Origin of the sequence: Kocuria sp. CPCC 205235, from assembly GCF_040980905.1 — a bacterium.
Lineage (GTDB): Bacteria > Actinomycetota > Actinomycetes > Actinomycetales > Micrococcaceae > Kocuria > Kocuria carniphila.
This window is the reverse complement of the sequence record NZ_JAVKPR010000013.1, coordinates 1-23,574: the sequence shown is the minus strand read 5'-3', so window position 1 is coordinate 23,574 and position 23,574 is coordinate 1. Positions and strand designations below refer to the sequence as shown.

20 protein-coding genes are annotated in these 23,574 nt (G+C 64.6%); 8 read left to right on the top strand and 12 right to left on the bottom strand.

Features of this window, described 5'->3' with window-relative positions; all coding sequences use genetic code 11:
* Positions 1-399: 399 nt before the first annotated feature.
* The 4 genes from RF638_RS10145 to RF638_RS10130 all read right to left on the bottom strand — a co-directional run bounded on the left by RF638_RS10145 (position 400) and on the right by RF638_RS10130 (position 4,605).
* The gene (locus RF638_RS10145) at positions 400-888 is read right to left on the bottom strand and encodes a pyridoxamine 5'-phosphate oxidase family protein (protein WP_016997640.1); all 489 of its coding nucleotides are present in this window, start codon (positions 886-888) and stop codon (positions 400-402) included.
* Between the two features lie 107 nt (positions 889-995).
* The gene (locus RF638_RS10140) at positions 996-2,408 is read right to left on the bottom strand and encodes a TIGR01777 family oxidoreductase (RefSeq protein ID WP_368841963.1); all 1,413 of its coding nucleotides are present in this window, start codon (positions 2,406-2,408) and stop codon (positions 996-998) included.
* Between the two features lie 83 nt (positions 2,409-2,491).
* Entirely contained in the window at positions 2,492-3,613 is a 1,122-nt protein-coding gene (locus RF638_RS10135) for a Gfo/Idh/MocA family protein (protein WP_016997641.1), read from the bottom strand.
* Between the two features lie 191 nt (positions 3,614-3,804).
* Entirely contained in the window at positions 3,805-4,605 is an 801-nt protein-coding gene (locus tag RF638_RS10130) for a carbon-nitrogen hydrolase family protein (RefSeq protein WP_368841983.1), read from the bottom strand.
* Between the two features lie 40 nt (positions 4,606-4,645).
* Here RF638_RS10130 and RF638_RS10125 point away from each other — a divergent pair, with 40 nt between their 5' ends.
* On the top strand, positions 4,646-5,815 hold the full coding sequence (locus tag RF638_RS10125; protein WP_368841962.1) for an MFS transporter: 1,170 nt from the start codon (positions 4,646-4,648) through the stop codon (positions 5,813-5,815).
* A 3-nt stretch (positions 5,816-5,818) separates the two neighbouring features.
* Here RF638_RS10125 and RF638_RS10120 read toward each other — a convergent pair whose 3' ends face one another.
* Positions 5,819-6,211 (bottom strand): hypothetical protein, encoded by a 393-nt coding sequence (locus RF638_RS10120; protein WP_016997644.1) that lies wholly within the window; start codon positions 6,209-6,211, stop codon positions 5,819-5,821.
* 79 nt (positions 6,212-6,290) lie between these two features.
* On the opposite strand from RF638_RS10120, the gene RF638_RS10115 reads away from it, so the two are divergent.
* The 3 genes from RF638_RS10115 to RF638_RS10105 all read left to right on the top strand — a co-directional run bounded on the left by RF638_RS10115 (position 6,291) and on the right by RF638_RS10105 (position 8,989).
* On the top strand, positions 6,291-7,109 hold the full coding sequence (locus RF638_RS10115) for a sulfurtransferase (RefSeq protein WP_368841961.1): 819 nt from the start codon (positions 6,291-6,293) through the stop codon (positions 7,107-7,109).
* Between the two features lie 75 nt (positions 7,110-7,184).
* The gene (locus tag RF638_RS10110) at positions 7,185-8,186 is read left to right on the top strand and encodes a hypothetical protein (RefSeq protein WP_368841960.1); all 1,002 of its coding nucleotides are present in this window, start codon (positions 7,185-7,187) and stop codon (positions 8,184-8,186) included.
* 182 nt (positions 8,187-8,368) lie between these two features.
* Positions 8,369-8,989 (top strand): hypothetical protein, encoded by a 621-nt coding sequence (locus RF638_RS10105; RefSeq protein ID WP_344225566.1) that lies wholly within the window; start codon positions 8,369-8,371, stop codon positions 8,987-8,989.
* Between the two features lie 136 nt (positions 8,990-9,125).
* Here RF638_RS10105 and RF638_RS10100 read toward each other — a convergent pair whose 3' ends face one another.
* A complete protein-coding gene (locus RF638_RS10100) occupies positions 9,126-10,775 on the bottom strand; it encodes an AbgT family transporter (RefSeq protein WP_344225567.1) in 1,650 nt (549 codons plus the stop codon).
* Positions 10,776-10,976: 201 nt separating this feature from the next.
* Here RF638_RS10100 and RF638_RS10095 point away from each other — a divergent pair, with 201 nt between their 5' ends.
* Positions 10,977-12,272 carry a hypothetical protein gene (locus tag RF638_RS10095; RefSeq protein ID WP_368841959.1) on the top strand — a complete coding sequence of 432 codons (1,296 nt, stop codon included), beginning with the start codon at positions 10,977-10,979 and terminating at the stop codon, positions 12,270-12,272.
* A 159-nt stretch (positions 12,273-12,431) separates the two neighbouring features.
* Here the strand turns inward: RF638_RS10095 and RF638_RS10090 are convergent, their stop codons facing one another.
* From RF638_RS10090 to RF638_RS10065, 6 genes are all read right to left on the bottom strand, one after another.
* Complete coding sequence (locus tag RF638_RS10090) at positions 12,432-13,265, bottom strand: HpcH/HpaI aldolase/citrate lyase family protein (RefSeq protein WP_368841958.1); 834 nt, start codon at positions 13,263-13,265, stop codon at positions 12,432-12,434.
* Complete coding sequence (hpaH, locus tag RF638_RS10085) at positions 13,250-14,035, bottom strand: 2-oxo-hept-4-ene-1,7-dioate hydratase (protein ID WP_344225577.1); 786 nt, start codon at positions 14,033-14,035, stop codon at positions 13,250-13,252. The genes RF638_RS10090 and hpaH overlap by 16 nt, the downstream gene beginning before the upstream one ends.
* Positions 14,036-14,137: 102 nt before the next feature.
* Positions 14,138-15,304, bottom strand: coding sequence for a 3,4-dihydroxyphenylacetate 2,3-dioxygenase (hpaD, locus tag RF638_RS10080; protein ID WP_368841957.1), 1,167 nt, complete (start codon positions 15,302-15,304; stop codon positions 14,138-14,140).
* Between the two features lie 111 nt (positions 15,305-15,415).
* Complete coding sequence (hpaE, locus tag RF638_RS10075) at positions 15,416-16,927, bottom strand: 5-carboxymethyl-2-hydroxymuconate semialdehyde dehydrogenase (protein ID WP_368841955.1); 1,512 nt, start codon at positions 16,925-16,927, stop codon at positions 15,416-15,418.
* Positions 16,928-16,967: 40 nt separating this feature from the next.
* Entirely contained in the window at positions 16,968-17,645 is a 678-nt protein-coding gene (locus RF638_RS10070; RefSeq protein WP_368841954.1) for a GntR family transcriptional regulator, read from the bottom strand.
* 40 nt (positions 17,646-17,685) lie between these two features.
* Positions 17,686-19,197: a fumarylacetoacetate hydrolase family protein gene (locus RF638_RS10065; RefSeq protein ID WP_368841953.1), complete on the bottom strand. Its 1,512-nt coding sequence runs from the start codon at positions 19,195-19,197 to the stop codon at positions 17,686-17,688.
* Positions 19,198-19,639: 442 nt separating this feature from the next.
* Here RF638_RS10065 and RF638_RS10060 point away from each other — a divergent pair, with 442 nt between their 5' ends.
* The 3 genes from RF638_RS10060 (at position 19,640) to RF638_RS10050 (ending at position 23,454) form a co-directional block, all read left to right on the top strand.
* A complete protein-coding gene (locus tag RF638_RS10060; RefSeq protein WP_368841951.1) occupies positions 19,640-20,659 on the top strand; it encodes a thermonuclease family protein in 1,020 nt (339 codons plus the stop codon).
* 257 nt (positions 20,660-20,916) lie between these two features.
* Positions 20,917-21,327 (top strand): rhodanese-like domain-containing protein, encoded by a 411-nt coding sequence (locus tag RF638_RS10055; RefSeq protein ID WP_368841950.1) that lies wholly within the window; start codon positions 20,917-20,919, stop codon positions 21,325-21,327.
* A 246-nt stretch (positions 21,328-21,573) separates the two neighbouring features.
* Positions 21,574-23,454: an FAD-binding monooxygenase gene (locus RF638_RS10050; protein ID WP_368841949.1), complete on the top strand. Its 1,881-nt coding sequence runs from the start codon at positions 21,574-21,576 to the stop codon at positions 23,452-23,454.
* Positions 23,455-23,574: the final 120 nt, after the last annotated feature.

Here is a 23,574-nt window from a genome sequence, read left to right as displayed (position 1 = left end):
GGGGCGGCCTCGGGGGATGGGGCATGGTGTAGGGGGCCAGCCATGGGGCTTGGAACCTCTGGCACCGGGTCGCCGGGTTCCGAGCTCGCGTACAAGTCCTCACGTATCGGCCCGTGAACATCCGGGGCAGAGGTTAGCGCTCCTGGCTTCCAGGTGAACATCTGGGGTAGAGGTTAGCGCCGTTATCGGTGCCCTGAACATTATTGGCAGAGGGACGTAGATTCATCCCCGGTTTCGCTGCGAACCTCTACCCCAGATGTACAGCCATGTTAACCTCTGCCCGAGATGTCACAAGGCACCCCCGGGCCCCTGACGTCACTGGCCCCGGACGTCACAAGGCCCCGCGGTCACGGACTCAAAATCCGTAACCGCGGGGCCTCGCTCGGCACAACTGGTGAGTTACAGCTGCACAGTGTCGTTCTGGCCAGCGTCCGGGCGGTCGCCGGTGACGCGAGCCTTGATGATTTCGAGCACGGTCTTGGCGCCCTCGGAGCTCCAGTACTCACCGGCTTCGGTGTTGACCTGGATCAGCGCTGCCTCCGGGGACTTGGGGTCCGTCTGCAGGAACGCACCGGTCAGGGCGCTGGCGAGTTCTTCCTTGCGCTGCGGATCCTCGACCAGCTCGGCACGTCCGCGCAGGGACACCCAGGTGCCCTTGCCCACGAACGTCACATTGACCTGATCGTTGGCAGTGATCTGCTCCACCAGGTCCGAATCGCGGGAGGTCATGAACCACAGATCGCCGTCGAAATCCTTGTCCTGCACGCCCATGGGACGGGTCACGATGCCGCCGTCCGCGGTGTGCGTGGCGATGACGCACGTGCCGATTCCGTCGATCAGTTCCTTGATGGTCTCTACAGCCTGGGTCTTGCCTTCGGTGTTTCCCATGTGTTCCTCCATTGCGTATCTGATGGTGCTGACCCGATCTCACGTCTCAGATCAGCGGTACTAAATCCTGCGTCTCTCAAGGGGCTGAGTGCCTCGTCTCAAGCGGCTCAGTCCACCCGCCCCAAAATGTGCTCCGCGCAGTCCCGCAGGTTCTCGTGCCGGAAGCGATAGCCGGCGCTCAGGAGCTTGGACACGTCCACCCGGTGGCTTGCCGCGATCAGTTCCTCCGTGGCTTCCTTACCGAGTAGCGCACGCGGGCCGGCCAGCGGGGTGGGAACGATCGCTGGGCGGTGCAGTACTCCCGCGACGATGCGCGCAAAATCCTTCTGCCGCACCGGGTTGGGCGCGGCCACGTGGTACGGACCGGAGGCATCCTCGGACAGCACCAGGTGCGCAACCGCTCCGGCCATGTCGTCGATCCCGATCCAGCTCTGCCACTGCTTGCCCCCGCCCAGCGGCCCGGACAGTCCCGCGGTCATGAGCGGCAATTGGGGCCGCAGCAGACCGCCGCTGGGCGTCAGCACCAGCCCCGTGCGCACATTGACCACGCGCACGCCGTAAGCCTCCGCACCGTGCGCGGCTTTCTCCCACTCGTCGCACACGTGGGCCAGGAATCCCTCACCGGGGGGTTGCTGTTCGGTCAGGATCTCGTCACCGCGATCAGTCCCGTGATAGCCCACGGCCGATCCGACCACCAGGGCCCGCGGCCGTTGATCCGCCGGAACCTGCCCGATCGCCCGCACCAACAACTGGGTGCTCTCCACGCGTGAGCGCAGGATGTCGTCCTTGTTCTTGTCCGTGAAGCGGGTGGCGATACTCGACCCGCCCAGGTGGAGTACGACGTCGATCCCCGCCAAATCGTGTGGGTTCAGTCGACCTTTGGCCGGGCCCCAGCCGATGACCCCGGGGCCGGATGAAGCGCCTCGTTTGAGCCGCAGCACCTCGTGTCCACCGGTTTCCAGGAGCGCGCACACCTGCGAGCCGATCAGCCCGGAGGCCCCGCCCACGGCAATGCGCAGCCGGGGGCCGCGATGCTCATCGTGGAAGTCGAGGTCTCCGCGCAACTGGCGTTCCCGGTAGGCGAAGATGCGTTCCAACTGACCGCGCATCAGTTTGTCGCTCGGACCGCTGGCGTTCTCCAGCGATTGAGGCAGGGTACGCACCGTCACCTGATCGCGGACGACCGTGCCGCCCTCGGGACTCTCCTCGAAGTTGTGCCGGTGTTCCCACTCCCCCAACGGCCCGCGTTCCATGCGATCAGTGAAGTAGTGCGGGGGATCCCAGTCACCGTGGCGCGCGGTCCACGGCACGTGCACGGTTCCGAAGGTTCCCGGAACGGACACCCCCAGTTTCACGCGCGAGCCGGGTTCGATCCCATCCGTGGGGGCCTCCGTGACCTTGTCCGGCCCACCGCCGAATGGCGGGGTGAGCCTCGTCAGGGCGCCGGGGCGCTGATGCCACGCGAAGACGTCATCACGAGGCTGGGTCAGACGGGTTTCGTACTCGAACTGCTGGGCCATGGTGGGCGTCCGTTCTGTGGGCCGAGTTCTTGGGGCTGGATTCCGGAATCCTGTATTCCGGAGACTGGGACGGCTCGGGTTGATCAGCCGTTCTGGGGAACTTGGTCCACGATCTCGTCATCCTCGGGTTCGTCGGCCGGGGTGACCCTGCGGACCTGTTCCGAGGTGACGCGTCGGTCACGCTCGTACGGGTCCAGAGTGACCGTCTCGCCGGTTTCCAAGGAACGGAGCACGGCCTCGTGGACGCGGGTGTCCAGAAGGCCTTCTTCACCGGAGGGCTCGGGCTGTTCACCGTTGCGGATGCAGTCCACGAAGTACTGTGTCTGACCGCCGAACTGCTCCACCGGGTCGTGGGTGAAGCTCTCCGAATTACCGTCCTTGGTGAGGGTGTAGGTGATACCCACGCCGGGGCCGAAACCGAAACACGGTTCCGCGGTGATTTCACCCTCGGTGCCGGCGATCGTGAACCGGTCCGCAGCTTCGGATGCGTACGAGATGGTGAACTGGGCGACCCGATCTTCCGGGAAGCGAAGGGTCACGGCCACGGTGTCATCAAAGTTGAACTCGCGGCCCGGGGTGCGAACGCCCATGGCATGTACGGAAATGGGTTCGGAGTCGAACAGGTGGCGCACCTCGTTGAGCGGGTAGGTGCCCATGTCCGGGATCGGTCCGCCCCAATATCCGGAGTGCCCGCGGTGGTTTTCCTCCGTGATGTCCTGGGAGAACACGGACGAGAAGAAACGCGGGTTTCCAATGGCCTTCTGGTCCCGAACCTTTTCGATCATCTCCACGGTGCCCGGTTCCTGGTGCAACCGGTAGGCGACCATGAGCGTGGCACCTGACTTCTCCGCGGCGTCGATGATGGCCTGGCAGTCCTCGACCGAGGTCTCCATGGGCTTCTCGAGCAGCACGTGCAGGCCAGCGTTCAGGGCCGGTTCCGCGAACTCTCGGTGCCGGAACACCGGGGTCGCAACGTAAACGGCGTCGATGTCTCCGGAGGACAGCAACGCCGGGTATTCCTCGTAGGAGTAGGTGGCCACGCCGAATTCCTGGCCGAGCTCCTCCGCTTTCTCCGCGCTGGACGTCACCAACGCCGCAAGTTCAGCATCCTCGATCCGGGAGAGCCCGGGAATGAATGCCTGCTGGGAAATCTGACCGACGCCCACCACGGCAAAGCGCACGGGGCCGTTGTTCTTCTGGGACATGTGAACCTCCAAGAGTGGTGTTGCTCCCACGCCGAATCACTCAGCGTGCTTATCAGGACAACTGTTTCCACCCTACGCGCGGCTCTCAGCCTTGTCAGCGGTCGTTCACCCAGCGCGCACATCACCCGTGATTCCTGGTTCCCTATCCCGTTTTCGCGCATGGATTTCAGTCATAGGGAACCTTAAAACCGCTACGAGAAGTCGCGAGCGTTCTCCAACACCGGAATGGCCTTGCGGGTCTTCTCCACCAGCTCCAGATCCAGGTCCACCACGCGGTAATCGGGTGCATCCTCCAAGGACGCGATTACCGAACCGTTCGGTGCGGCCACCAGGCTGTGCCCCACGCCCAGCGGTGCGTTGCCCTCGACCTCGCGACCCACCGACGCCGGGTTTGCCTGCCCCACGGCCACCACGTACGACGTCGCGTCCAGGGCTCGCGCTCGCGCCAACAGTTCCCACTGCTCGACCTTGCCGGGGCCGTCACCCCAGGAGGCGCCGAGCAGAACGACCTGAGCGCCGTCGGCGGCCAGGCGGGTGAAAAGTGCCGGGAAGCGAATGTCGTAGCAGGTGGCCACGCCCACGGTCACGCCACCCAGATCGAAGGTCACCGGTGCCGCACCGGCCTGCACCGTGTCCGATTCCTTGAATCCGAACGCATCGTAGAGGTGGGTCTTGTCATAGCTGAGCACACGGCCGTCCGCGAGCGCTATGACCGCGGTGTTGCGCACGCGGCCCTCGTCTCCGGGGCTGAACATGCCCGCCACGATCGCCACACCGTGCTCCTGAGCGGCGGCCGACACTGCCTGAGCCCACGGCCCGTCGACCGGCTCAGCAACATTCTTGAGGCTGCGGCCGAAGGCGAACATGGTGGCTTCCGGCAGCACCAGCACGTCCGCGCCGTCCTGCCCGGCGCGAGCGGCAAGCTCTTGGACCTGCTCGAGGTTCTCCTGCGGATCGTGCGAGCTGAGGATCTGTCCGATGGCGATGCGCATGTTTTCCAGCGTATCCGGATCGGGGTGCAGGATGGAGAGCATGAATTCACCCGCGAGCGCCGGCAAACCCGCACAGGTCCCCACGTGGACGCTGGGCGCTGTGGGGTTCGTGTCCTTCTTCGACCGGTTCGGCACCCCGCCCATGTTGCTGATCATGTCCAGCGACACCGGCCTGGATGTGCGCCAGGTGGTCCAGTTGTTCACCGTGTACTCGCTGCTTTACGCCCTGGGGCAACCGCTGTGGGGTGTGCTCAGTGACCGCTGGGGGCGTCACATCGTGCTGCGGGTCGCGTTGATCGGAGTGGTGCTCGGTTCGATCGCCAGCGTTCTGGCCAGTGGTTACGCGTTGCTGTTGATCGCCCGCGGCTTCACCGGCCTCACCGTGGGCGCGCTGTATCCCACGCTGCTCACGCTCATCGGGGACACACGCATCGGCCCGGCCAAGGTACATGCGCTTTCGGACTTACTTGCCTATTCATCGATCGGCAATGCCGTGGCCACGCTGACCACCGGCGCGATCGCGGCGTGGCTCAGTTGGCGTGTGGTCTTCGGCATCGTGGCCGTGGCGTGCCTGGCGTTGCTGATCCTGTTGCGTCACGTGCGCGCCCCCAGGCCCGCGCGAACCTCAGCGGCCAAGGGAAGCGCGTTCACCAAGTGGCCGCTCATCGTCTACGCGGTGGCCTTCACGGAGGGCATCGTGCTCGTGGGCATCCTGACCTACGTAGTTCCCGCTCTCCAGAGCGCGGGGGTGAGCGTGGCACTGGCCGGAGTGCTCGGCGCGACCTACGGCCTGGGCGTGGTGGCGGGCGCCCCCATCATGCGAGTGCTGTCCCGACGCTTCACACGCACCCAATGCATGGTGTGGGGAGGCGTGATCATGGTGCTCGGTATGGGTGCCTCCGCCATTTCCGCCACGCCGGTCCCGCTGACCATCACGGCCGTGTGCATCGGGCTGGCCAACGCGGTCCTGCATTCCTCCGTGCAGGGCTGGGCCACCGAGGTCTCCCCGGAGGCCCGCGCCACCACCATCTCGTTCTTCGTCACGTCGCTGTTCCTGGGCGCGGCCGCCGGCACGTTCGTCACGGCCGATCTCGCCGACGCCGCTCAGTTCGGCACCATTTTCAGCATCGGGGCGGTCGCGGGGCTGGGGATCTCAGTGTTTGCCAGCACGGCCCACTCTCGGTGGGTACGCGCCTCGGAGGCAACCTAACCGTCAGGCGTACTTGGCGATCTTGACCGCGCTCGCGATCATGGGGATCTGCAACGGCAGGCGCCCCAGGGAAATCAGTTGCTTCTCGATCGGCCGGTGGCGCCAGTCCCACGCCATTTTCATGTTGCCCGGCCACACCCCGATAAACAGCGCCGTGGCCGCGATACCGCCCAGCTTGCGGGTTGCGGGGACCAGCAGGAGCCCGGCAGTCGCCAGTTCCGCATACCCCGATCCGATCGCCCAGTCCCGCGCAGTTCCGGGTAGCTGCTCGGGAATCAACCGCTCGAACGGTTCCGGCTTCACGAGGTGCAGGGCACCCATTCCGGTGAGCGCCAGACCCGTGAACAGTGCGGACTTGTGAGCGCTTTTGCGTCGCTGCAACAGATTTTTAGTCATACCAAACGGTAACGTGCGGGCATTCCGGCGAGCTGAGCGGCGTCGTAGAGTGGCGATACACGCTCGAAGGGAGACCCTCATGGAACCGTTCGTCACCGCCGACTGGCTGCAGGAACATCGGGATTCCGTGGTCCTTGCGGACGCCCGCATGTACCTGGACGGCCGCAGCGCCCGCGCCGCCTACCTGCAAGGACATCTGCCCGGTGCTGTGTTCGTGGACGTTTCCGAGGCCTTGGCCGCGCCCCCATCCCCTGAGGGCGGCCGCCATCCGCTCCCCTCACCAGAGGACTTTGCGGCGGCCATGTCCGCCGCGGGCATCGGTGATGACTCCACGGTGGTCGCTTACGACGACGCCGGTGGAGTGATGGCAGCACGTCTCGTCTGGATGCTGCGCACCACGGGTCACGACGCCGCCCTGCTGGACGGCGGCATCGACGCCTTCCCTGCCGCCTCGCTGGAAACCCGTTGCGTCACTCCCGACTCAGCCCAGTTCACACCCGTGCCGTGGCCCCGCGAGTCACTGGCCACCATCGACGAAGCAGCCAGCGGCGGCGCGGTGGTTGATGCTCGCGACCGCACTCGTTTCGACGGCCACGGCCCGGACCCCGTGGACCCGCGTTCGGGGCACATCCCCGGCGCCCATAACGTGCCTGCCCGCGAACACCTGGCCGCGGACAAGACCCTGCAGCCCATTGAGCAATTGCGTCAGCACTTCGAGGCCGCAGGAGTCACGGATGCGAGCGACATGATTTCCTACTGCGGCTCGGGCGTGACGGCGTGCCACAACCTGCTGGTGGCCGAGTTCGCGGGGCTGGGTCGCGGGCGACTGTTCCCCGGAAGCTGGTCCCAGTACGCCCACACGGACCGCCCGGCCGAGACCAGCCCGTTACCGAACTAAGCCCCAGGTCACAGCTTGATAACTTAAGCAAATTCGCTATTGCAAAGAAGCGCATGGTAGCTCAGGGTAGGTGACATGACTCACATGAAAGCCCGGTTTTGGGCTACCTCCCTCGGACTCACCGCCGCTTTCGCTCTCACCGGATGCGGGGCCCTGTCCGCCGCTCCGCCGTCGAATCAGGGGGACGGCACATCAGTCGCCGCACCCGCCGATTCCACCCCGAAAAAACCCGCCAATACCGCCCCCAGCCGCACGACCGAAAACCCCGCCCCCGCTCGCACTTCCGACACCCAGCCCGCTATTACCGCTCCCGTTTCTTCCATTCCGACGACCGCAGCACCCGCGGTATCCGCACCGGTGGCAGCTCCCTCAACGGGCGCCGACGGCACTCCAGCACCGGAGATCCCCGCCGTGACGGAACAACCTCCACCTGCCACGGAAGCGCCACCGGCCGAGAACCCCGGAACCCCCGCGACCGAGGCACCGGCAGCGCCGTCGGCCCCGACAGTGGAATCCCCGGCGCCGGGAAGCGGTGGTTACCCCGTGGTGGCTCCGGAGAACTCACCCCAGGTGGGTCTGGACACCAACGGTAAGTACGCCCCGGGCATGAAGTTGGTCGCGATGGATCAGGGGCGATTGTTCTTCGCATACCCGGAGCATTGGAACGTTTTTGCCACCTCCGATACGTCCATGAGCATCACCAGTACGGACAACTACATCGAGGGTGGAATCAACATCCGTGAGGCGGGCGCCCCTGAGCCCGCGATGACGCACACCCGCACCGTCTACGGCCAAGCCCAGGGACCGGATCACGCCGCGAACGTGGTGGTGGGACGTACCGATGGCCCATTCAACACCGATCGGTTGAGCTGGCGCCTTCAGGACCCCACCACCGGCGCATCGGGGTTGACCCTGGGGGACGGGCGCGTGGTCGACATCCAGCTGTACTCGATCATTGGCGAAGGGACTCCCCCGCTGACCGGCGAGCAGATCGAGCAGGTACTCGACGAAATCCCCAACCATCCGGACCACCTGGCGGCCCAAAACATTCTGGGAACCGTCCACCACCTGGGCTGACACCGCGCTGACGGGGAGAGGTTAGCGCCGGGAGAGGGCCGGGGATCGCATACGCGGTTCCCGGCTCTTCCTCGTGCCGTCCTGGGGACCACCCCCATCAGGATGCTTACGTTTTGGACGGTTCAGTGCCAATATTGAAATTAACGAGTGTCATCCGTGACACCCCTGATGAGGAGGCAGCAATGACAAAACGACCCGAGAATTCCGACCCCATTGCTTCGGCCGGCCAAATCGACGACCCCGATCAGCCCGTGAGCCGCGACGACGATCACGAGACCGGCCGTCGCGCGAAGTCCGACGATGACGCGGACAACCCCGCGCACCACGCCCACAATCGCAACACAGACGGCGCCACCAGCGCCGAGGCCGCGCGCTCGGACGAGAAAGCCGCCCGCGGCAGCGGCAGACCTCCCAAGGCTGTCAAGGAAACGGGCTTCCCCAACGTGGATGCCGCAGAAGTCGAGGCGCAGCACGGTCACGACGTCAACTCGTCCGATATGGCGGCGGGGCGCAAATTCCAACCGCCCGCAGGTCGACATGACCCCAATGTTCCCAACTTGCCGACCGCCGGAGGGGACATGAACTCCCCACAAGGCCGCGATCTCAGCGAGGCCGCTCGCGCCGACCGCGACGGAGACAGTTCAGAGGCCGAAACCTACGGCACCCCGGAGAACACGGGCGGCCCCGAGCCGATTACCCATTCGCGCGCCGTCGAGGACCGCGTGCAGCAACAAGAGCGCGACTACGACCTCGAGGAAACCGAGCACGGCGAGCGCTACATCACCCCGCGCGAGGAGCGCTGAGTCACCTCAGGGCTTAGCCGTCCAAGCGTGATTTAAGGTTCCGTATCCCCGATTCCAGCGCTGGAATCGGGGATACGGAACCTTAAATCGCTGTGGCCTCACGCCGACGACGCCGCGGGGGCGCCTCCGTGGGCGGTCAGCGGGTGGGAGAACCCGGGCCCAGCGGAATACCCAGACCCCACCATGCGAGGAAGAACAGGAACCAGACCACCAGCATTGCGATGGACACCGGGATGGTCAGGGACATCAGCGTGCCGATGCCTGCCTTGGGGTACCACCGCTGCATGAAGCCCAGGGTCATGGCGAAGAACGGGTTCAACGGGGACACCACGTTGGAAGGCGAGTCACCGATACGGAACAGCATCTGCGTGGTCTCCGGCGGGATCGACAGGTACATGAACATGGGCACCACCACGGGCGCGGTCAACGTCCACTGCGCGGAACCGGAGGTGATCAGGATGTTGAGCACCGCCACGATGAGCACCAAACCGGCGAACAGCACCACGGTCGGGACACCGGCATCCCCGAGGAACTCCGAGCCCTTGATGGCCAGTACCGTGCCCATGTTGGACCAGCCGAACCATGCAATGAACTGGGATGCGGCAAAGAACAACACGATGAGCGGGGCCACCTGAGTGATGGCCGAAGCCATCATGGAGGGGATCTCCGAGAAGTTCTTCAGCGTGCCGGCAACCCAGCCGTAGACGGCGCCGCACAGGAAGAACAGCAACGCGATCGGAACGGCCACACCACTGATCAGGACCGATGTGAGCGGTGTCCCGTCCTCACCGGGGAACGGCGTATTGGGCATGAACATCAGCGTGAAGTAAATGGCCAAACCGATCGCCAGGGCGATCAACGCCGCATAGAGCCCCTTGATCTCACGCTTGGAAGTCACCGTGAGATTTTCGGAGGTCATCGTGGCGGCCTCGTCACCCGAGCTCTGTTCGGCACGGTCGCTGGCCTCGTCCTCGCTGAGTTCGTGGGTCTCGAAGCGCTTGGCGAGCTTGGTCAGAACCAGTTCGGACACCAGCGTGATGGTCAGCGCCAACACCACGGCAGATGCCGCGGAGAAGAAGTAGTTGGCAATGGGCGAAACCGTGTACTCCGGATCCACCAGTTGCGCGGCAGACTGCGTGATTCCACCCAACAGCGGGTCGGTCAGATTCACGAGCAATGACGCATTGAAGCCGGCCGATGAAGACACGAACGCGATCACAGCACCCAGCACTGCAGAGCGCCCAGCGGCCTTGAACGCCGCAGCACCCAGCGGGATCAGCACCACCACAATGGCGTCGGAGGCAATGGAACCCGTGACACCGGCGAGGGCCAGGACGAAGGTCAACCAGCCAGCCGAGACACGTGAGACCACGAGCTTGACGGCCGTGTTGATCAAACCGGTGCGTTCGGCAACGGCCACGCCCAGAAGCACGGTGATCACCACGCCCAGTGGCGGGAACGTGGCGAAATTCTCGACAGCCTCCCCCAGCATCCGCTGGGCACCTTCTGAGGTCAAAAGGTTCTGAATGGCTACTTCTTCACCGTCCGCGGGATTGACGGCGGTGACCCCCAGGTTGGCCATCAGCGAGGACAGCGCCACGACGATACCCGCAAGGATCACGAACAACCAGAACGGGTCCGGAAGCTTATTGCCCAGCACCTCCACCACGCTGAGCGCCCGGATCACAGGCCCGTCGCGCCGCGGCTGTTCCGCAGAATCTGATGCGGTGCTCGGTGCTGAGCCGGACGGTTTATTCGCCGTGTTATTGGCCTCGGTATCAGTCATGGGAATCTCTCATTGGCTGTCAGGTCGTGGGGCGCGGCGCTTGTGCCCGAGTGCTTCACGACACTATCAAGATGGGGGTTTCACACGCCTCTCAAGAACGTTCAACCATGTCAACTAACTTTTTGTGGTTCACATCACAGGTCTATTACGATCCGCCGTTTACCATTGCAAACCACCGGCAGTCTCGGAAGACTCGAAGACATGGCACAGAGAAAAGCCCGCAACTGGGCTATAACCCTTGGAATATCCACCACTATCGCCTTGACCGGGTGCAGCACTTCAACCCCGGCAAGCACAGCGTCCGAAACGCAACAAACCACGGCGCTGGACGCGTCCGGGACCACGCCGAGCGCGGCGTCGTCGACGGCGCACAGCGGAACCGCACAACCCGCCGCGACCGGTGCGGAACAGACAACGGGTGCCCTCACGGAGACCTACACGGCTCCCGACGAGAGCTACTCCGTGAAGTACCCGTCCTCATGGAAAGCCACGACCGATAAGGGCTACCTGGAACTGACCAGCCCTGACGGCACCGTGACCGGCCACGTATCCGCAACTGGCACGTACGCCCCGGGTGAGGAATGGTTTACGGATCGCCACCTCGACCACAAGAACTCCTATCCCGCTGAGCGTCTCACCGAACTTCTGGGCACCACGGTGAGCCTCTACTCCGGCTTCAAGGCTGGGGACAGTCCCGAACAGGATGTCGTGGCGCACGGACTGACTCAGGTCAACGCCAGCGGCATGGTGGGGTTGGGCAAGACCAACAGCAAGGAAGAGCTGTGGGCCTCCTTCGAGCAGACCGGCGTGAACACGACCGGCAAGGCCCTGACGGACGCGGAGGCCGCGGAGGCCACCGAGAAGGCGGTGACATCGGAGAACGGTGCGACGACTCAGGCCATCCTGAAGTCCGTCGAGATCACCCCGGAGGCCTCCCCCGAGCCGCCCGCTCAAGGTGAAGCGGAGGCGTTGACGGAGACCTACACCGCTCCCGACGGACGGTACTCGCTGAAGTACCCGTCGTCATGGACGGCGAAAACTGACCAAAGCTACTTGGAGCTGACGAGCCCCTCGGGCGAGTTCACCGGCCGCGTTGCCACCACGGACATGCGACCGGCCACCGAGGAGTGGTTCACCTCCACCAGGACCATGGGAGATGGTGGAGTGGAATCACCCATCACTGAACAGCTGGGTAGCCCGGTGAACACCTACTCCGCGTATGTTCACAGCCCCGAGTCCGCAGACAAGGATCAGGCGCTGTATGGGCTCACGCAGGTCAACTCCTCCGGCATGGTGTCACTGCTGAACGGCTCCGGCACGGGTGAACTCTGGGTTGAGTTCTTCGCAACTCCGCCCACCGTGACCAACCAGGCACTGTCGCATGAGGAAGCAAAGGAGATTTTGCACAAGGTCGACACGACCTACACGGACGTCCCCACGGTCAAGGCCATCCTGCAGTCCATCCGCCTCGGCGACACCGCGGTGTCCGGTGGCTAATCATCCCGTCCAGACTTTGGACGAACCCCGACCCGGCCCCGAAAGGACCGGACATCGAAGGCCCGGGTAGCGAGCGCTACCCGGGCCTTCTCCGTGTCCCTCGACCTGGGTCAGTTCAGGAGCTGAACTGAGTTGCCATGACGTCAGCCTAAACAACGCCTACTTCTGAAAAGCCTCCAACAGGGCCCGGCTGCCGTTGGCGAGCAGAGCGACGTCGGCGCCCACGTTGACGAAGTCCGCCCCCGCGGCGAGGTAGTCCCGCGCCTGGTCCTGGGCGAAGGCGTTGACGCCCACGAACTTGCCCGCGGCCTTGACCTCGGTGATGACGTGTTTGACGGCGGCGACCACGTCCGGATGAGTTTGTTGACCGATCAGCCCCATGGAGGCGGCCAGGTCGGACGGGCCGATGAACACGCCTTCGACGCCCTCGACCGCCGCGATCTCGGTGATGTTCTCCACCGAGGCCGCGGATTCGGCCTGCACGATCAGCGTGATGGTCTCGCGCGCTCGCGCCAGGTAGTCGGGGATGCGGTTCCAGCGCCCGGAACGGGCCAGTACGGAGCCGACGCCGCGCACGCCCTCGGGCGGGTAAGCCACCGCACGCGCGGCGGCCTGGGCTTCTGAGACCGAATCGACCATGGGCACCACCAGGGTCTGAACGCCCAGGTCCAGGTACTGCTTGATGATGACCTCGTCGTTGACGGGGACCCGCACCATGCCCAGCGTGGGATAGGCGGCCATCGCCCGCAGCACCGACTGAATGGTCTCGAGCGACAGCGGCGAGTGCTCACCGTCGATCAGCAGGTAGTCGAAACCGGTGCCGGCAAGGATTTCGGCGGCGGTGGGGTCACCGGACGAGTGGAAGATTCCCACGACCGGTTGCTCGCCGTCAGCCAACGGAAAGAGGTCCTTGAGGCTCGGCAGCGCACCCGGCAGGTTCGCCGCGTCCTCCGCTCGGAAGGACTGAATCAGGTTGTTCACTCGAAGCGACATGTAATGGCTCCCAAATCTCCGTAATCGGCATGCACGGTGTCACCGGGATGGACCCACATGGGCTTGGTGAACGAGCCGGCCAGGATGATGCTCCCGGCGGGCAGCGAATCGTTGTGGGCGGCCAGCTTGTTGGCCAGCCACACCACACCGTTGGCCGGGTGGTTGAGCACGGCGGCGGCCACGCCGGTGTCCTCAATGGTCTCGTTGCGGTACAGCAGCGCGGAGACCCAGCGCAGGTCCACGGCATCCGGGGCCACCGGGTTGCCGCCGTAGACCATGGCGCCCAGGGCGGCGTTGTCCGAGATGGTATCGACGATGGTGCGACCCTCCATCTCGATGCGCGAGCTCAGGATCTCCAGGGCAGGAACCACGTATTCGGTGGCGCGCAGCACGTCGAAAATGCTCACGTTCGGACCCTTGAGCTCGTCCTTGAGCACGAACGCCAATTCCACTTCAATGCGCACGTTCGAGTACTGATCGTGCTTGATCACGGAGCCGTTCTCGTAGACCTGATCGGCGAAAATCGCACCGTAATCGGGTTCGCTGATGCCCGTGGCCTCCTGCATGACCTTGGACGTCAGCCCGATCTTGCGGCCCACCAGACGGCGCCCGGATTCCTCACTGCGGCGGCGCCACTCGTTCTGCACCGCGTAGGAATCCTCCACGGTCATCTCCGGGTACTGCTGCGTGAGCCGCGGAATCATGGTGCGGTCGCGTTCGGCCGCGGCCAGATCGTCCGCGATCTTGGTGATGCGTTCCTGCTCCAGCATGGGGTCTCCCTCGCGTTGGTCGGGTTTCACTGGCGACGACGCCGCTCGGCCGCCCGCGTGTGGAACGGCCCGGCGTCGTCGTCAATCACGAAAGTCGAGTGGTCAGAGCTGGTTGCCCAGCTTGTACTCGCCCTTCTTCCAATCGGGCATGGACTCCTCGCCCTCGGAGGCGCGGGTGTAGGAGAAGCCGTCCGCGCCGATGGTCGCGGCCATTTCGGACTCGTCCGTGCGAGCGACGACTTCCTGCGGGTTGCCGTCCAGGTCGAGCACCAAGGAAGCCTCGGTGTACCAGGACGGGACCACGGGCGTGCCCCACCAGTCGCGGCGCTGATTGTCGTGGACATCCCACGTGACCACGGGGTTGTCCGGGTCGCCGGTGTAGTAGTCCTGGGTGTAGATCTCCACGCGGTGACCGTCCGGGTCGCGCAGGTAGAGGTAGAACGCGTTGGACACACCGTGGCGGCCGGGACCGCGCTCGATCTTGTCCGACTGGCGCAGGGCACCGAGCTTGTCGCAGATCGCCAGAATGTTGTGCTTCTCGTGGGTCGCGAAGGCTACGTGGTGCATGCGGGGGCCGTCGCCACCGGTCATGGCGGTGTCGTGCACGGTGGGCTTGCGGCGCATCCACGCGGCGTAGACGGTGCCCTCTTCGTCCTGGATGTCCTCGGTCACGCGGAAGCCCAGGTCCTGCATGAACTTCGTGGCGCGGGGAACGTCCGGGGTGACCTGGTTGAAGTGGTCCAGTCGCACCAGGGCGCCGGGGGTGTAGAGGTCGTAACGCCAAGCCAGGCGTTCCACGTGCTCCACGTCGTAGAAGAACTCGTACGGGAAGCCCAGCGGGTCCTCCACGCGCACCGAATCACCGATGCCCTTGGTGAAGCCTTCCTTGTTGCGCTCCACGCGGCAGCCGAGTTCCTCGTAGAAGGCGACGGCCTTGTCGAGTTCCTCCGGGCTGCGCACGCGGTAGGAGAATGCGGCCACGGCGGCAACCGGGCCCTTGCGCAGCACCAGGTTGTGGTGGATGAACTCCTCGATGGAGCGCAGGTAGATGACGTTCTCGTCCTCTTCGGTCACCGTCAGACCGAGCACGTCCACGTAGAAGTCACGGGAGCGCTTGAGGTCGGTGACCACGAGTTCCATGTAGGCGCAGCGCAGGATGTCCGGCGCGGGAACCGAAGGGGTTTTGATCGGGTTGTCGGTGGAGATCGGGGCTTCCTGGGATACATAGAAGCCCGAGGACGTCATTGTCCGGTCTGCGGGATTCGTCATGATGGTTGTCCTTCGTGATGAGGGTGATCAGGTGGTGGGGTTCGAAAGTTTCACGTGCAGTGTGCTTGCGTAGCCGCGGGCCGGTCGCACTGACCGACCCGCAGCGCAGAGTCAGTCCTGCTTGCCGAAGACCGGGTTGTGGACCTCGCCCAGGTTGATGTGCACGGCCTGCTGGTCGGTGTAGAAGTCGATGGAGCGGTAGCCGCCCTCGTGACCCAGGCCGGAGGCCTTCACGCCGCCGAACGGGGTGCGCAGATCACGCACGTTGTTGGAGTTCAGCCAGACCATGCCGGCCTCGACGTCCTGCGCGAAGTTGTGGGCACGCTTCAGATCGCTGGTCCACACGTAAGCGGCCAGACCGTACTTGGTGTTGTTGGCCAGCTCGAGTGCTTCCTCATCCGAATCGAACGGAGTGATCGCCACGACCGGACCGAAGATCTCCTCCTGGAAGATCCGGGCCTCCGGCTTGACGTCCACGAACACGGTGGGTGCCACGTAGTTGCCGGTCTCGAAGCCCTCGGGGCGACCACCGCCGGCCACTAGACGGGCCTCGGACTTGCCGAGCTCCACGTAGGACATGACCTTCTCGTAGTGCTCCGGGTGCACCAGGGCGCCCACCTCGGTCTTGGGATCCGAGGGCAGGCCCACCTTTACGCGCTTGGCCTGAGCCGCGTAGCGCTCCACGAACTCGTCGTAGATCCCGCGCTGAACCAGGATGCGCGAACCGGCGGTGCAGCGCTCGCCGTTGAGGGAGAACACACCGAAGATGGTGGCGTTGATGGCGGCTTCCAGATCGGCGTCGTCGAAGACGATGGCCGGGGACTTGCCGCCCAGCTCCATGGACAGGCCCTTGAGGTAGGGGGCCGCGTTGGCAAAGATGATCTGGCCGGTGCGGGACTCACCCGTGAAGGAGATCAAGGGGACGTCCGGGTGCTTGACCAGCGAGTCGCCGGCGTAGCCTTCTTCGCCATAGCCGTTGACCAGGTTGAACACACCGGCCGGGACGCCGGCTTCCTCGAAGATGCCCGGCCACAGGGAGGCCGAGAGCGGAGTGAACTCTGCGGGCTTGAGCACCACGGTGTTACCGGTGGCCAGCGCGGGACCGAGCTTCCAGGACTCGAGCATGAACGGGGTGTTCCACGGGGTGATCAGACCGGCCACACCGATGGGCTTACGGTTCACGTAGTTCACCTGGCGGCCGGGAACCTTATAGGTGTCATCGCTTTGGGCGACGATCAGGTCCGCGAAGAAACGGAAGTTCTCCGCAGCGCGGCGCGCCTGGCCCAGTGCCTGGGTGATCGGCAGACCGGAGTCGTAGGACTCCATGGCCGCCAACTGGTCACCGCGGGACTCCACGATGTCCGCGATTTTGTGCAGCACCCGCGAGCGCTCGCGGGGCAGCATCTTGGGCCAGGGGCCCTCTTCGAACGCGGTCTTGGCGGCGGCAACAGCGGCCTCGATGTCCGCCTTCTTACCGGAGGCGGCCTTGATGTAGGGCTCGTTGGTGACCGGATTCAGAACGTCAAAGGTGTCTCCGTCAATGGAATCCACCCATTCGCCGTTGATGTAGTGACGGATGGAATCGGGCAGGCCCTGGGGCTTGGCATCGGTGTTCGAAGTCATGTGAGTACTCCCAATGTGTGTGCTGGGTGTGGACGGTTGGTCAGTTGGTTCCGCGGCTGTTGAGGTAGCTGCGCAGCGTGGCGGTGCGGTGTTCGCGCACTGCCTTCTCCACGGCGTCCGCGGGGGCGTGGGTCTCGATCAAGTGCAGGATCTGGTAGTGCTCGTTCACGGAAGCGCGAGCGCGGTTGGGCACGAAAGAGAATGTGGAGGTGCGCAGGTGATTCAGGCGTTCCCATTCCACGGCGATCATGTCGTTGAGGCGCTGGTTGGGGCACCGGCACGCCAGAATCTGGTGGAACTGGTGGTTGACCGCGGTGAAGGTTTCCGGGTCGAAGTTCTCCAGTGACTCCTCGAGCTTGGCGTTGAGTTCGCGGGCTTCGGCGAGTTCTTTCGCCGTGAGGTGCGCCGCGGATTGGGCGGTGGCCGCACCCTCCAGGATCCCCAGGGCCTCCATGGAGTAGCGGTACTGCTCACCGTCCACCATTGCCACCCGGGCGCCCACGTTGCGTTCGAACGTCACCAGCCCTTCGGCCTCCAGCCGACGGATCGCTTCGCGCACCGGCACCACGGACATGCCCAGGGTTTGGGCAATGTTCGCGAGCACCAAGCGGTATCCGGGCGTGAACGCCTGCTCCAGGATCTGCACCTTGATCCACTCGTAGGCGTACTGGGCCTTACCGAGTTTCTGAGTTGCTTCCGTACGAGCCGGGGTGGTCATGGGGTTGCCTCTGTCCTTGATCAGTTCCGTGTCAGCCGGTTCAGTTACCCGGAACCGGGTTCTCGGCCAGCCACTGCTGGAACTTTTCTTTCCACTCGCCGGTGGGCGGGAACAGGCCGTCGACGGGGTTGCCCTCGGCCACGCGCTCGGCCACCCAGGCATCCTCGTGTTCCTTGGCCAGTGCCGCGTCCACGACCTCCTGGGCGATGTCGCGCGGGATCACGATCACGCCGTCGTCGTCACCCACGATCACGTCGCCGGGCAGAACGGTCGCGTTGCCGCAGGCCACGGCGATGTCCTGGTCCCACGGGACATGACGGCGCCCGAGCACGGCGGGGTGTGCGGTCTGGGCGAAGACCGGCAGGCCGATCTCCTTGACTGCCTCGTAATCGCGCACGCCGCCGTCGCTGACCACACCTGCTGCACCGTTGAACTGCGCGCGCAGGGCAAGGATGTCGCCGAGTGTTCCAGAACCGGCCGATCCGCGGGCCTCGATCACGATGACTTCACCCGGGCCCACGGCGTCGAAAACTCGTTTCTGGGTGTTGTACCCACCGCCGTGGGATTTGAAGAGGTCCTCGCGATTCGGGACAAAGCGCAGCGTCTTGGCCGTGCCGACCATCTTGGTGCCGGCCTTCTGCGGGTAGACACCCTCGATGACCACGTTGTTGAGGCCGCGCTTACGCAGCTCCGCGGACAGGCCAGCGGTGGGCGCCTGCTCGAGCTTGGCACGTAGGTCCTCGGGCAGGCCCTTGCTATCTTCGGCCGGGAGACCTGCCTCCTCGCGGGAGCCCCATGCTTCTTCGCGCTGCTTATCGTCCACCGCGGGCATTGCGCCCAGGTTCGAATCGAAGCTCGCGGTGCCCTCGGTGACGCGACTGATCAGGCGGCCGGTGCTCGGAGCGCCGTCGGCCTGCGGTGCGTCAACTTCAATTTCGACGACGTCGCCCGGCTGGGCTACCGACGATCCCGCCGGGGTGCCGGTCAGGATGACATCGCCCTCTTCGAGCGTGACGTGCTGGGAGAGGTCCGCGACGAACTGGGCGAGCGGGAAGATCATGTGGTCGTCGGCAGTGACGTCGTCCTGAACCAGGTCGCCGTTGACCCAGGTGCGCACGCGCAGCTGGTCCGGGCTGACCCTACGGGCGTCAATCAGCTCGGGGCCGACCGGGGTGTAGCCGTCGCGACCCTTATTGCGCAGGTTGGATCCCTTGTCCGCGGCGCGCAGGTCGTAAACGCCCCAGTCGTTGGCTGCGGTCACAGCGGCAACGTGGTCCCAGGCGTTCTCGAGGGAGACGTTCTTGGCGGGCTTGCCGATCACCAGGGCGATCTCGCCCTCGTAAGCGAGCAGCTCGGTGCCCGCGGGTCGCTCCACTTCTGCGCCGGAGCCGGCCAGGGAGCTGAAGGGTTTGATGAAGTACGAAGGAACCGCCGGCTTGCGACCGCGCTGTGCAGCACGGGATTCGTAGGCCAGATGCACGGCGATGATCTTGCCCGGCTTCACCGGAACTGCCGCGACCTGGGAAGGAACGTTCTGAGTGCTCTCAGTCATGGAGCCTCCTCTGGTTATCCTCGGATGTTATTCGAAATCGTATATTATCTGCGGCGGGGCGACAAGGGTTGATCGCGCTGTTTGCTCACGAGACGGGCGTGGAGTAACTGAAAATCGCTGGAACTACGCGGTTTGATCGTATCCAACTTGTACACGCTTTGACTAGTTGTTGCGGGGGTCTTCTTCGCGGCGTGTATGACATGCGCCACTGCACTCGCGTCTTACCGCGTGTTGACGTGTCCAGCGGTTTAAATGATGTTGATTCCCCCGTTTTAGCGACAGGACTGCAATGACGCACCCCCTCAACCTTCGGCAACTGACCGTGTCGGCAGTAGCTTTACTTCTTCTCACGGGTTGCGCGAGCACCCCGGCCGCGTCCAACGACTCAGCTTCCTCAGAACCGGCGACCCAAGCGGTCGCATCCCCCTCCCCCACTGCTGACTTGCGCGGCGAACGCGCCGTGGTGGATCGAGTGATCGACGGTGACACGATTGATGTTCAACTCAACGGAGCGATTGAGCGAGTTCGCCTTCTGAACATCGACACCCCGGAAACGAAAGATCCGAATGAGATCGTTGAATGCCTGGGCCCAGAAGCCACCGAGTACGCTGAGCAGCTTCTAGCCCCGGGCACCGTTGTGGGTTTGGAGTACGACCAGGAACGCACTGATTCCTATGGCCGCACGCTGGCGGGCGTCTTCCTGGAAGACGGCCGCCTGGCCAACGCTGAAATTGCTCGCCAAGGCTTGGCCACACCGCTCTTGATCGAACCCAATGACAAGTTCTTGCCACCGGTGGAGGAAGCCTTCGCCCAGGCGGAACACAAGGGGATCGGGCTGCTGGACCCGGCCATCGGCTGCACACTGCCCACTCAGCTGGAAGAAGCAACGGAGGCAGTGGAGAACGCATCACCAGAGGATCTTGCCGACGCGGCCACTGATGCCGCCGAGGCCGCAACCTTCCTCGCAACGCTCGATCTAATCGACGGAGACGTACACCCGCACATTCGCCACCTTCTTGAAATTCCGTCCATTCATCAGAGTGTGACAACTCTCCGAACCAATGTGGCCGACCTGGAACAACGCGCCGCTCGCCAGCAGAGCGAAACACAGAAGCAGGCCGAGAGGGACTCAGCTCGAAACAATAACGGCGGCTTAAGCGGCTCAAGCGGGTCTGACGGGTCCGGGGATTCGGCGCCACAGGCACCCTCAGCACCGGAACCCCCTCGAGCGCCACAAGCTCCCTCTGCCCCGGCCGCGCCCGCTGTACCGGATGCCCCGGCGGTCCATGCCCCGGCTCCCCCTGCTCCCCCTGCTCCGCCCGCACCTCCGGCACCGGCACCGGCCCCGAAGCCCGCTCCAAACGTGGTTGACCAAGCACCGCCCGGCTATGTTTCGGACCTCCCCGATTACACCGGACCCCGCTGCTACGCGCCCGGCGGCAAGGTATTCAAGCCCTGCTAACCGGCGGTGCATCCTGATCGACGCTGCAGCCTTACCCCCAGTAGATCCGTAATCTGATCGACTGTGCGACCACGAAACCCCGTTTTTCTGGTCGTACCGTCGATCAGACTGCAACGGACCACCATGGAACGGTCGTACCGTCGATCGGACTGCATCCCGTTGTGAGCCGATGGCCGTACCGTCGATTAGTTTGCAGCGGGGATAGCCAACTGCGGTCGTAGCGTCGACCAGATTGCGATGGCAACTAGGATCGCCGCATGGCTCTCGATACGCGCGGCTCCATGTCTATGCTTCAACGTGTCCGCGCGGAACTGGATCGGCTGACACCGGAACAGGCCTTGGCCGAACAGGAACGCGGTGCCCTGTTGATCGACCTGCGCACCAGCACGCACCGGGCCACGAGCGCGATCATCCCCGGCTCGCTGGTGATCGATCTGACCGTGCTGCCGTGGCGCCTGGACCCCACGTTCGAGTACCGCATCCCCGAGGCCACCGGCCGGGATAACCGCTACATACTGTTCTGCCGCCATGGCTACTCGTCGTCCCTGGCCGCATGGAACCTCCGCCAGCTGGGGCTCTCCCGCGCCACCGACATGGTTGGTGGCTACGACGCATGGGTGGAAGCCGGGCTGCCCACCACCACCGATCCGGCTGACGAACGGCCCTGAACGCCACTTCGTCGAGACCCACAGCCAAACGCACATCAGCCCGCCCGCTGAGCAGACCCACAGAAACAGTCCGAAAAACTATTACACTCATGTACTAGTTTGTAGTAACGTGGATCACGATTCGGATGCGACTTAGTGTGCATTCCTGAGACGCCGGCCACATCCAGCCGGGTCCCCTCACCTGAACTTCAACCAGCAGAGCCGCACGCAGCGACGCGCGCCGTCACGTACCTCGAGGAGCAAGGCATGCAGTTTCACCAGTACGGATATGTTTCCGAGGACCCGCGGATTGCAACGCCCCAGGGCTACGGAATCGACCGTCCCGAAGACCTCCCCGATGAAATGGACGTCCTGATCGTCGGGACCGGCCCGGCTGGCGTGATCGCCGCCGCCCAGCTGACCCAGTACCCCGATGTGAACACACGCGTCATCGAACGCCGCCCCGGCCGTCTGGAAATCGGTCAGGCGGACGGCATCCAGGCCCGCAGTGTGGAGACTTTCCAGTCCTTCGGGTTCGCCGAGCGCATCACCCAGGAAGCGTTCCACCTGACCGAGATGTGCTTCTGGAACCCGGATCCGGAAAACCCGGAAAACATTGTGCGCACCGGGCGCCCCGCGGATGACCCGCACGGCGTCTCCGAGTTCCCGCACCTGATCGTGAACCAGGCTCGCGTGCTCGACTACTTCCTGGAGGCTGCAGCCAACGGGCCCGCCAAGATCGAGCCCAACTACGGCATCGAGTTCGTCGGCCTGGAGGTCGGCCAGGACGCCGAGTACCCCGTGTCCGTCACGGTTCGCTACGTGGCCGGCGAGCGCGAAGGCGAAGAGCGCACCATCCGCGCCAAGTACGTTTTCGGTTGCGACGGCGCAAGCTCCGGCGTGCGCAAGGCAATCGGTCGCAAGCTCGAGGGCAAGGGCGCCAACCACGCATGGGGCGTCATGGACGTTCTGGCCAACACCAACTTCCCGGATATCCGTACCAAGTGCGCGATCAACTCCCGCAACGGTTCGATCCTGTTGATCCCCCGCGAGGGTGGTCTGCTCTTCCGCATGTACGTGGACCTGGGCGAGGTCGCCGCGGACGATAACCGCAAGGTGCGCCAGACCCCGGTCGAAGAAATCATCAAGCGCGCCAACCAGATCATCAACCCGTACAGCGTTGATGTGAAGTCCGTGGCATGGTCCTCGGTCTACGAGGTGGGTCACCGTCTGACCGACCACTTCGACGACGTCGACACCGAGGACCGCGGCACCCGCGTGCCCCGCGTCTTCATTGCCGGCGATGCCTGCCACACCCACTCCGCGAAGGCCGGCCAGGGTATGAACGTGTCCATGCAGGACGGCTGGAACCTCGGGTGGAAGCTGGGTGCAGTGCTTTCCGGTCGCGCCAACGAGTCGCTGCTGGACACCTACTCCGAGGAACGCCAGGTCATTGCCAAGAACCTGATCGACTTCGACCGTGAGTGGTCCACCCTGATGGCCACCCCGCAGGACAAGCTGCCTGACCCCAAATACCTGGAGGACTTCTACGTCAAGACGGCGGAGTTCCCGGCCGGGTTCATGACCGAGTACCAGCCGTCCCTGATCACCGCGGGCACCGAGCACCAGGACCTGGCCGCCGGTTACCCCGTGGGCAAGCGCTTCAAATCCGCTCGTGTCATGCGCGTGTGCGACGCCTACGCGCTGCACCAGGGTCACCAGGCCACCGCGGACGGCCGCTGGCGCATCCACGTCTACGCGGACCGCGCCGCGGCAGGCGAGGAATCGGCGACGTCGCGCTTCGCCGAGTGGCTGCAGAACGATCCCAAGTCCCCGCTGGTTGCCTATCGCCGCGAGGGCGACGACGACGCCACCCTCTTCGACGTGGACGTCACCTACCAGCAGCAGTACACGGACATGGACGTCACCCAGGTGCCCCGGGTCTTCCGGCCGCAGATCGGCCCGCTGGAGCTGAACTACTGGGAGCGCGTTTACGCCACGCTGCCGGACGAGGACATCTACGAGGAGCGCCAGATCAGCCGCGACGGCGCCGTCGTAGTCGTCCGTCCCGATCACTACGTCGCCGCCGTCCTACCCCTGGACGCAACCGGCGAACTGGCCTCGTTCTTCGAGGGCGTCCTCACTTAGCCTTGGTCCACCGATGAGCATGCTGGGCTTGGGTCGCAATTAAAGACGGGATGCCCGTCTGACCGGGAAGAATGGGACTTGTTCAGGGTTCCGTTCCACCGCGATGAGAGGGCATCTCGC